At 45.0% G+C, this 10,081-nt stretch carries 6 protein-coding genes; 5 read left to right on the top strand and 1 reads right to left on the bottom strand.

Going from position 1 to position 10,081, the window contains the following annotated elements; genetic code table 11:
* Positions 1–338: 338 nt before the first annotated feature.
* Positions 339–1,313: a saccharopine dehydrogenase-like oxidoreductase gene (locus tag AB1797_09970; protein ID MEW5767934.1), complete on the bottom strand. Its 975-nt coding sequence runs from the start codon at positions 1,311–1,313 to the stop codon at positions 339–341.
* 198 nt (positions 1,314–1,511) lie between these two features.
* On the opposite strand from AB1797_09970, the gene AB1797_09975 reads away from it, so the two are divergent.
* From AB1797_09975 to AB1797_09995, 5 genes are all read left to right on the top strand, one after another.
* A complete protein-coding gene (locus tag AB1797_09975; GenBank protein MEW5767935.1) occupies positions 1,512–4,424 on the top strand; it encodes a fructose-bisphosphatase class II in 2,913 nt (970 codons plus the stop codon).
* A 345-nt stretch (positions 4,425–4,769) separates the two neighbouring features.
* A complete protein-coding gene (locus AB1797_09980; GenBank protein MEW5767936.1) occupies positions 4,770–5,273 on the top strand; it encodes a DUF6036 family nucleotidyltransferase in 504 nt (167 codons plus the stop codon).
* On the top strand, positions 5,266–5,454 hold the full coding sequence (locus tag AB1797_09985; GenBank protein MEW5767937.1) for a hypothetical protein: 189 nt from the start codon (positions 5,266–5,268) through the stop codon (positions 5,452–5,454). The genes AB1797_09980 and AB1797_09985 overlap by 8 nt, the downstream gene beginning before the upstream one ends.
* A 1,091-nt stretch (positions 5,455–6,545) precedes the next feature.
* A complete protein-coding gene (locus AB1797_09990) occupies positions 6,546–6,881 on the top strand; it encodes a hypothetical protein (GenBank protein MEW5767938.1) in 336 nt (111 codons plus the stop codon).
* A gap of 931 nt (positions 6,882–7,812) precedes the next feature.
* Positions 7,813–9,801: a flagellin gene (locus AB1797_09995; protein ID MEW5767939.1), complete on the top strand. Its 1,989-nt coding sequence runs from the start codon at positions 7,813–7,815 to the stop codon at positions 9,799–9,801.
* Positions 9,802–10,081: the final 280 nt, after the last annotated feature.

Raw genomic sequence — 10,081 nt, forward strand, 5'->3', positions numbered from 1 at the left:
GTTGTCCGTCTACAGAACGGACATGGACAAGCACGGACAGGGACAAGCCCTGTCCCTACACTTCCGCCTTCTGTCCTGTGTTATTTATCCGTGCTAATCCGTGCAGCTATACCTGAACGGTTACAAAGCCATAATTCTAGCGGACAACGCCAATGTTGCAGGGCGATGCTTTATTATAGTTCACAGAAATCAAAAAGTCAACAAGAAATTCCCGATCTTCGATGCTCGATGTTCGATCTTCGATGCTCGATACTCGATACTGGATACTGGATCCTCTACCAGCATTTAGCATCGAGCATCGAGCATCGAGCATCTAGCCTCGAGCGCGGGAGGCCGCGCTACGCTACCATAGCCGGCATAAACTCGCAGGAAGCGTAGACGCCGTAGATGCCCTTTTCATTCAGCCAGGCGGCCTTTTTAAGATAACCCAGGGCCGGGCCGATCACATTAGCTGCCATGGTGGTTTCATCACCCAGGATGAAACGATGAGAACTCCGCTGTCCATCAAAGGTAATTCCCGTCAAGGTCATGGTGGTGCTGACCGGCTTCTTAGCGGATCGAGTATCCATTATCCCACCGACCTCAACCTGGGTTCTGGAAGCCACTACCCCGGCCCGCTCAAGCATCAGATCATCGGCATGTTCCATCTGGCGAAGTTCCAGTTTTCCATCCCGGGCATCCAGAAGTTCTTTCACCTCTTCATCGGTCAGTGCCTGGGCCTTCTCCACGGTAAAACCGGGCAAATGGGCAATATCCTCCCGGATGGTGGCCTTGTATTGTTCCCAGTTACTAATCCCTACCCCCCAGTGGATGTCAATATGTTCCACCCTGACAAAGGACTGGGCAGCCAGAACCGCCGCGGCCGTAAGCAAACCCGGCGTAGCCCCGCAGCCGGTCAGGTAGGTGCTCCCTATCTTCTTTATTTCTTCGTGGAGGGTAAAGACCAGTTCCATGGCTGAGGTCCTCTTAAGGCAGTCAACAAAGACCCCCTTGAACTTAGCCTGAATAAATTGTTGGATCACCCCAGGGATAAAGTCATTAGGCATATTGGGCAGGGTAACAAAGATGCCGTCGATCTCGGCTCCACGCGAGACAATCTCCCTGATAGGATCGTCACATAATCGTCCCCCTTTTATTTCGGCTACGGTATCTTTCGGCTTAAGCCCGCTTATTTCCTGAGCAGAAAGTCCTTCAGGGGAAAAGGCAAAGCCCCGGCGATCACATATAGCGACCAGTTTCATTTCTTCTTTCATCTCAATAATTTGAGCGGCCGTTCTTCCCAGCCCTCCGGCCCCAAGTATTCCTATGCGCATTTTATTTTCCCTTCCTTTCAATCTTAGGTAACTCAGCCCCCTAGACACTTAGTGGCTGACCGCTTACGGCCTATTATACAGGAAAAAATCTCCCTTATCAACTAATAAAATCCTTTTTTACTTGACTTTTTAGTAAAGATGTTCTATTACTACTAAATCAGGTAATACCAGACCCAGAGGAGACAGAAGACATTTGCCATGAAATCAAATTCCTTCTCATTTAACCCGGCCATAGACCCTGATCTACTGGAATGTAAGGTTAAGAAGGTTTCAGTATTAAAGAAGTCGACAAAAAAGGTAAGTATCTCTAAGGAAAAGATAGCCGGTTGTCTAAGCAGAGACTTTACTCTGGCCAGCAATCTTTTGGGATGCTGGACCGCCCGGGCCTTAAAGTATATCGGAATAAATAAGAACCCGGCCAATAAATCACGTATGCGTATTGCTATTCTGGAGCAGCAGAGGATACTGCTGGCTGGTGATCGCCAGAGAAAATGGACGGTAAAGTGTAGTGAAGGAGAACGTAAGGGCTGGCCTACCCCTATTATTGGTCAAACCTTTGGGCTTGGTTCCCATAAGATAGATACTGTCCTTGGCCTTCTGGAGATGGATGAGGGGCTGGTGGATGAGAAAAAGATGAGAACGCTTGTTGCGGCTGTATTTGCTGAGGGTGAAAAAGGAGGCATCCTTGAGCTTCCTGACATGTATATGTTTAAGATAGTAACCTGTCCCGGCACGGAAAAGATCAAATTGGACATGATTCTTAATGAGATGATAGAAGAAGGAGATATGGCCGAATTTTATTCCCGATTGATTCCTCGGTTATTGGCTGAACTTGAAAAAGAGCTGGGTATTTCGCCAGGTGAGATTAAAGCCGCCGTTCTCTTTCGGGAAAGGCATGCGGGGTTGATTCAGGCTTTGATTGACGCCGGAATTAGAGTAAAGGTGACCGGGTTTAAGGAAATGGAGAGAAAATTGAAGGAGAGCGAGGGCCGGTTTATCAACGGGAATCTTATCCTTAGTGAAGATGATGATTGGTCAGCCGGTCTGGAGATGGGTTTAGAAGGAGGTCCTCATTTAATTATTGGTTCAGGAGGGACTCCCGCTACGATAAAAAGTAATACCTTAGTTAAGAAATCTGGCGGCTCCTTTACCGGTTTTCTTGTTTCCTACGAATCGATGAAAGGAGAAGGAGATCTTAGAAAGATATGGCAATTCTCTCGGAAAGAGGAACGCCTTCTTAGCGGTATGGAAAGGCCTATTGTTAGACCGGCCAGACTGAAAGAATATAAGAATGAAGAGAAGGAAGCCTATGCCTGGGATCACATCTTTACGGCCCAGGAACTGGTCAGGTCGCAGTCGCTGGATATCGCTTGTGTCATTGGCGTTGTCCGGGATTATACCCTGGGAGAAAGGTTAATTCCCGGGCCTGAAATTAATTGTGAAACAGGAAGGCTTATTTGTCATGTCCTTTGGGTTGATGAAGGAGGCACTGTTCTGGATATAGAATTGGAGTACACCACCAGTATTAACTCTTTAATTGCCCAGATTAAGAAGACCCAAGATTCTCACCGCCGCGGCGAGCTTTCCTACCGGTTGTCTATGGTTTATTCTAAATTCGGCTGTTATGAAGAAGCTCAAAGGGTTCTTAGTTCTGCCCTGGAGAGGGTTGAAAATATCCGAAACAGCCAGGAGAAGAAAGATCTGGAGGCTAAGATCAAAGCCGCTCAGCATTATATTGAAGGGTTAAGGATTTTGGTTGAGGAGCCGATGGTAGAAGAACCTTTAGAAAAAAATCCCAATATCCTGGCGATTGAAGAATCTAAGATGGCCTTAGGTATATTGAAAGAGCATAAATTAAAGGATCCGGGTTTGAATAGAGGAATCCGTCGACGTTATACCTTCTTGCGGGATTGGGCCTTTAAAAAGGCGATGGAGGCGGTCGAGACCGAGAGGGAAAGATATCTGGAAATGGCCTATAAATTTTCCGACAAGGCCATTGGTTTTTCTGATGAGGATTTAGAAACCCTCTTAAGAGACCTTTCCTTGAGGATGTATGAGATTGCTGAAGGATACGAGAGGAGATTGGATTATCTTTGGAAAAATGAGAGACGAGAACCGGAACTTAATGAGGCAATGTTGTTTGCCCTCCAGGCTTATTCTGAAAATAAAGACAGTCAAGTTTTGCAGGCTTACCGTAAGCTAATAGAAAAACATATCTCCAAGGAAGAAGAGGCCGTAGGCAGAGGAGATATCTTTATTGCCTTAGGATTGCAAACCTTTCTTAAGGAAATGTCTTTATCTAAGCAGGCAAGGATAATAAAGGTGCTATACGAATATAAGGAGAAGAGGAAAATTGTTGATTTGATAAAATTCTTTGAACTGGAAGAGAGAGATATCGAAATAATAATTAATGCCCTGGCCGATTCTATCGAGGAAAAAGTAAGGAAAATGGAAAAAAAGGGGGAGTTAGGGGAGTTAAAGGTAGGCCTGGAAAGCGCAGATTTCACTGAGGTGCCGACGACCCAGACTTACGCCCGTCAGCTTAATGAATTGGCCCATGGTCTTTCCGTAGATATAGAAAATCGTAAATACGCCCAGCAAATTTGGAGCGGTTTAGCGGAATTATCCCATGCTCAGGCCATTCTGCTTTTTGGTTTGGGTCACCGCCGGGGAGCGAAAAATAGATTAAATGAGGCAGTGAGTTACTATAAGCGGCTTATCACTGATTGGGAGATTGGAGGTATCTATCCCACTATCGGCCTGTTAGAGATTTTTAAACTTTATATCCTGATGTATGAAGAGTTCGACAATGAGGATGATGGAAGGGAGGCAATTCACTTGTATTATGCCTTAAGTAGTTTAGTTGATCTAAAGACAATAGATGAGGAGCGCTTGCCGGAAAGGGAGATGAAAGATAGCCTTCGTGCTTATATGCCTTCCGAAGAAAATAGGCCGGCTCTTAGCACTCTATCTCCCGAAGAATGGTTGGAATCTCAGATAGAGATTATGCAAGGTGTCCCTTCATTTCTGATTGAAAAGGTTCTTTCCGAATATAAGGAAAGAGTCCTAGTAGTGAAACAAAAATGCCAGCTAACTACTCAGGTTGTTTAGACGCCGATAACCTTAGCTTACTTTAGGTCCTTTAAACTTTAGGCACTCTCGAATACATCAGTATTATGCCGCAATATTTGCCTTGTTCGCGAAGATCATGGCAAAAAGGTGATCGGTCATCGGTAGTCAATAGGAAAGGCAGCCACTGATTACCGATTACCTGAGGATACCTCTGCCACCTCTGCGAAATGACCACTCCAGCATCGTGGCGGAACTTGAGCGTAAGATGGCTGAGATACAAAAGGTGCGTCAAGCCGCAGATAGTGAGATGGAAGCAATCTCGACATTGTCCGGTGCTATTTTACGGGAGGCATTTGATTTTGATGATAACCAGGAGGGTTGAGAATGTTTTATTTTGAAATATTTGAAGCATTGTATCGTGCAAAGATAAAGTACCTGGTTGTAGGCGGTCTGGCAGTAAATCTACACGGTGTGCCAAGAATTACTTATGACATTGATATTATCATTTCAATAGATAGGGATAATGTTTTAAAATTAAATAATACCCTGATGAACCTGGGTTATGTCCCTCGCCTTCCGGTTGATCCTAATGATATGGCAGATGAAAGAATATTAAATGATTGGATAGAAAACCGTAATATGAGGGCTTTTAGTTTTTATCATAAGAAAGAAAACCTTAAAGTAGTTGATATTGTTATCGAACATCCCCTTGATTTTACTAAGGCATTTCAGCATCGTGCAATAAAAAAAGTAGATGATGTTGGAATCTATGTGGCTTCTATTGATGATATGATTTCAATGAAAAAGGTAAGCAACAGACCCAAAGATATAAGCGATATGGAAATGCTTGAGGAAGTAAAAAAGATAATGGAGACTAAAAATGAATAAAGGATTTCATTATACCTTAGAAAAAGAAGATATCTTAAATTATATGAAGCTCTCAACTCTTGAAAAACTAACCTGGCTGGAAGAGATTACCCTATTTACTGAAAAGGCATTAACCCCGGAAGAAAAAAAGGTAAGAGAATATCTTAGAAATAATGGAGAGGTTAATTTAAATGAATCTTAATAGTTACCAAATTTTTTAATTATCCCCTTGACAAATTCATATTTTGATGCTATACTAATAATGTAAAATAGGAAAAAAAAGTGGTTGCTAATAATTATCTTTAGTATCTTGACTTTTTCCTACTACTTAACTTAGAAGACACGGCCGGTTGGAAGAGTTGAGTAGGGGGGTCAATTTAAGGGCCGAAAGTAAAACGGCCGTTTGCGAGTAGGTCTAAAAGTTGATTATGAGGTAAAGAGAAAAGGATAAGAGCAGCCATTAGCTCTCTGAGAAGGTGGTCAAAAAAAATACACCACCTTCTTAAGGGGGCTTAAAAGTTTTTATACTTAAAGCCGAATAAAATCTTCTATCCATAAATGGTGATCAGCTTTAGTTATCTTTTGCTTCCATAGTTCTCTAAAGAGGGGAGAAAGGTTTGGCCCATCTTACTCAGGTCTAAAGAGATCGCGAAAAGGGATGTTTTCGAGTCAAAGATAGGTCGGCCGCCTATTGAGAGGCGAAAAAATTTCTTGATAAGGGGACCAAAAGAAAAACTGAAGAGGATGACCATAAGTTTCGGAAGAGCCCTGGCGGAAGCTTCCCAAAAGAGGAAGCTTCCCCCAAGGACCCAAAAGTAAGGCTTGAAAAAGAGGGGCAACGAAGCAAGCATATCACCGAATCATCACAATTATTATTCAAGGAAGAATAATCCCACCCTACGACAGTTTATCTACCTGTCAATGTGAGTCAGGACGGCTTTTTAAACTAACGTTTTGCCATTTCTAATTTATGTAACCGTTCACGGTCTGGAGAAACCACTTTAGTTTTTCTATAGGTCAAACGATATATATATATATGAAGGACGCTTTGTTGCAAGAGCTTTCCCTGGAAGAGCTGATCACGCTGGTGCGAGCGCATCTGGACGACCATCGCCACCTGTGCACAGCAAGGCCGCTCCTTCTTTGACTACCTCTGCTTCGCCGTCGAGGCCTACTTCGCCCCTCAGCCCATCCCGTCTCTACTGCCATCGGGGCCGTGAACAGTTAGGGGGATAGTTTATAGATAATATTAAATTTTATGGTCTTTGCGGAACATTATTAGCGGTTTTATTATTGGCTTTTTTATCTGGATGTGGCAAAATCCCATTTCTCGATGATGAGGAAGAAATAAGCGTTGCGCCACCGCCCCCGGTTTATCCCGAAATCGACGAATGCCCTGCCTGGTCGCCCGAGGGAAGTGTCATTGTTTATTATCACAACGGGATAACAACTGTAAAAGAGAGCGGGTCTTGTCATGTCGAGCCTGAATCGGTCGGTCTATGGTTTATTTCACCGACAGGAGATACCAGGCGAATGTTTCTGAAAGGCAATAACAGACTTCCTGCTGGAGCCCCAAGGGGGAGTGGATTGCCTTTGCCTTTGACTATAATAAGCAGATTTACAAGATAACGGTCAATGGAGATAGTCTAACCCAGCTTACCTTTGAAGGACGTAACTCCTTTCCTGCCTGGAACCCCAATGGAGAGGGGATCGTATATGATTCAAATGCAGACAGTCCAAAGGGAATGTATTTTATTTGGGAAATGAAAGCCGATGGTTCAGAAAAAAGGCGAATTGCTTATGAGCCCGAGAGGGGGGAGATCCGCATGCCCCACTGGTCACCAGATGGAAAAAAGATAGTCCACATTCGGTATGTTCCGGATACTTATTTCTCGGAGATTTTTGTAATGGATAGCAACGGCACGAATCCGCTGCGGCTAACCTTTAACAATTAGAAATAAGTGAGGAAAATCCGGTGAGAAAATATCATTCTGGTTTTCCATGATGACACGATCCTGCTTACCCAAAATCTGCTTGACGACCTGAAAATCGGGGACGGTTATGAACCGTCCCTGCCTTTTTTGTTTTAGAGAGAGGTCAAGTATGGGGTCGGGAAGACCCCTGTTAAACCTAAATCTCAAGCGAGGTTTGAACTGCCGGATAGAAAAGTCTCTATCCCAAAACCGGGTAAAAGTAGCACAGCCGTCCCGGCTGTGAATATGACCACAGGCGAGACGCCTGTGCTACCTTTTATCCGGTTGAGATTTGGGTAAGAAAATATAAAGGGAAGGAGGTAAGCAAGGAAGCTCGCTGTTTTAGAAAGAACCAAAAAAGGGTTTTTCCTGCTTCATAGGGATACTGAAAGAGAGGGAGATTCTTGGCTTTTGGGGAAGGCTAAAACAGAATGAGCAGGGAAGCTCCTCTATCTACTTTAAAGGGAGGTTAAAGTAGAAGAAGGGGCAAGGATGTTCCTCTGCTTCGGAGGGAGGCCGAAGTAGAAAAGGAGCAAGGAAGCAAAATTTAACAGGCAGGGAAGCCCACCAATCAAGGAGGGATTCGCATGAGAGTTGTGCATAACCCATCGGCAATTGATGCCTATAACACCTTGTCACAGACAACCCGATCCTTAAACAAAAATCTGGAACGTCTCTCTTCAGGCTTACGAATCAATCGGGCCGCTGACGATGCAGCAGGTTTAGCTATTGCTCAGAGAGAGACTGCCCTGACCAGAGGCCTGGACCAGGCATCCCGGAATGTTCAGGATGGAATATCTGTGATTCAGACAGCAGAAGCTGGTATGGACGAGATCCAGGAGATGCTCCAGCGGATGAGAGAATTGGCCGTGCAGGCATCTAATGGATCGTTGCAGTCGAGTGACAGAGAGGCTATTCAGGCTGAAGTAAATGAGCTCCTTACCAGTATCGACCAGCAGGCGCAAGCGACAGAGTTTAACAGCTTCCCGCTTTTGACGGGCAATGTTTCATCTACCGCCCCCAGTCAATATAAAGCCACGGTGGTGAGTAATGACCAAGGGGCGCGTGGTTCAGCCACGATTGATATCTATGCCAAGTTTTCGGCGGCTGGTTTTACCAATGAAGCAGGAACGGCCATTACACCGACCGGAAATATAACCGTTAATGGAGCCAAATTCAGTATCTCTGACTATGATTCGGTTAATGATTTTATGCAGGCCGTCAATAATTCGGCCCAGGCAAATGCTACTATCACTTACGATGCTACGACCGACCGGTTTACCATTACCAGTGATACCGAAGAAGTTCCCCTCAGGTTAACCCAGTCAGGTGCAGATGGGGGAGCGACCACAGGTTTCTTCACCCTGGCCAAGATAACAGAAGACAGCAGGCTCAATATTGCTGCGCCAGGGCCTCGGGCTCAGGCCATTAGTCGTGAGGAAGTTAGGGCAGGCAGCTCTAACATCCTTGACGTGAGCAAGGCCTTTTCAGAGGCTGGATTCGATACCACGCCCACCGGAACTATCGCTATTAATGGGGCGCAATTCAGTGTGGCCGATTACGCCACGGTCCAGTCTTTTATGAATGCGGTTAATGCCTCGACGAAGGCAAAGGCCACCATAACCTATGATTCTACCAATGATGAGTTCCTTATCCAGAGTGATAATGGAACAGATCTCACCCTATCGGCGGTAAGTGGCGGCGCCTCTAATTTCCTCTACGAGGCTAATATCCTTAACTATGATGTGGGAAATCCTACCACTTTCTCCAACATCTTCCGCGCTCCAAGTGCTAATGCCACGGCGACAAGCACCTATGAGGTCAATGACGAAACCGATCAAAGCAACGACCGAATAAATCTCACCCAGACCTTTGCTAACGCCAATTTCGACAATACACCGACTGGCACAGTAACCATCAATGGAGAGACCTTTAGTGTGACCGGGACTGTCCAGAGTTTTATGGACAGCATCAACAACAACGCTAACATTGATGTTAAAATCTACTACGACACCTTAGAAGATAAATTTACTATTCGAAGCAACAATCTCCAGGAGAATCTTACCTTATCAGAAACTCCATCGACCAACGGCTATGGCTTCCTTTCGGAGGTCAACATTACCGAGGGAACCTATACCCCTACCTCAGAGGTTAATTCTGATTACAGAAGAGAGGGTTTGGTTTTCCATGCCGGAGCCAACAAGGATGAAACTCTTAAGACCAACATCGCTACAGTGAGTGCCGCGGCATTGGGCATTAATGTCCTGATGAGCAATGGGGTAACTACCCAGGCCGCCGCCGAGAGCGCTATTAGCCTTCTGGATACGGCTATTGATACCGTGTCCAGTAATAGGGCTAAGTTAGGCGCTATTCAGAACCGGCTGGAATATCGTTTAAGCTACAATGAGACCTCTTATGAGAATCAAACCGCGGCCCTATCCCGGATTGAGGATCTTGACTTCGCCAAAGAGACGATCAATTTTGTCAAGAACCAGATTCTCCTGAACTCAGGGACATCTATGTTAGCTCAGGCCAACGTAGTTCCGGCCAATGTGCTGTCACTAATATCAACGTAATCTGAACCGGATGAGGGTATTTGCTTCCAGGAGGGGAAGCAAAAAACGGGGAAGAGAGAAATCTCTTCCCCGTTTCTCTTATGGTAACCGTTCGCGCCACCAAGACACTAAGACACCAAAATTACAGAAATAAGCGGAACGATTACAAAAAGGAATAGGGTGTGGCTACTTTTCATGCAGCCATTTTCCATTCGTAAGTCCCGTAAAGACGTTTCTGTTCCTCTCTGATATGGAAATCCCAATACTTGTCCATATCATCGCTGAGGTTGATAGCGCGAAG

It is taken from the genome of bacterium, assembly GCA_040753085.1.
Classification (GTDB): domain Bacteria; phylum UBA9089; class JASEGY01; order JASEGY01; family JASEGY01; genus JASEGY01.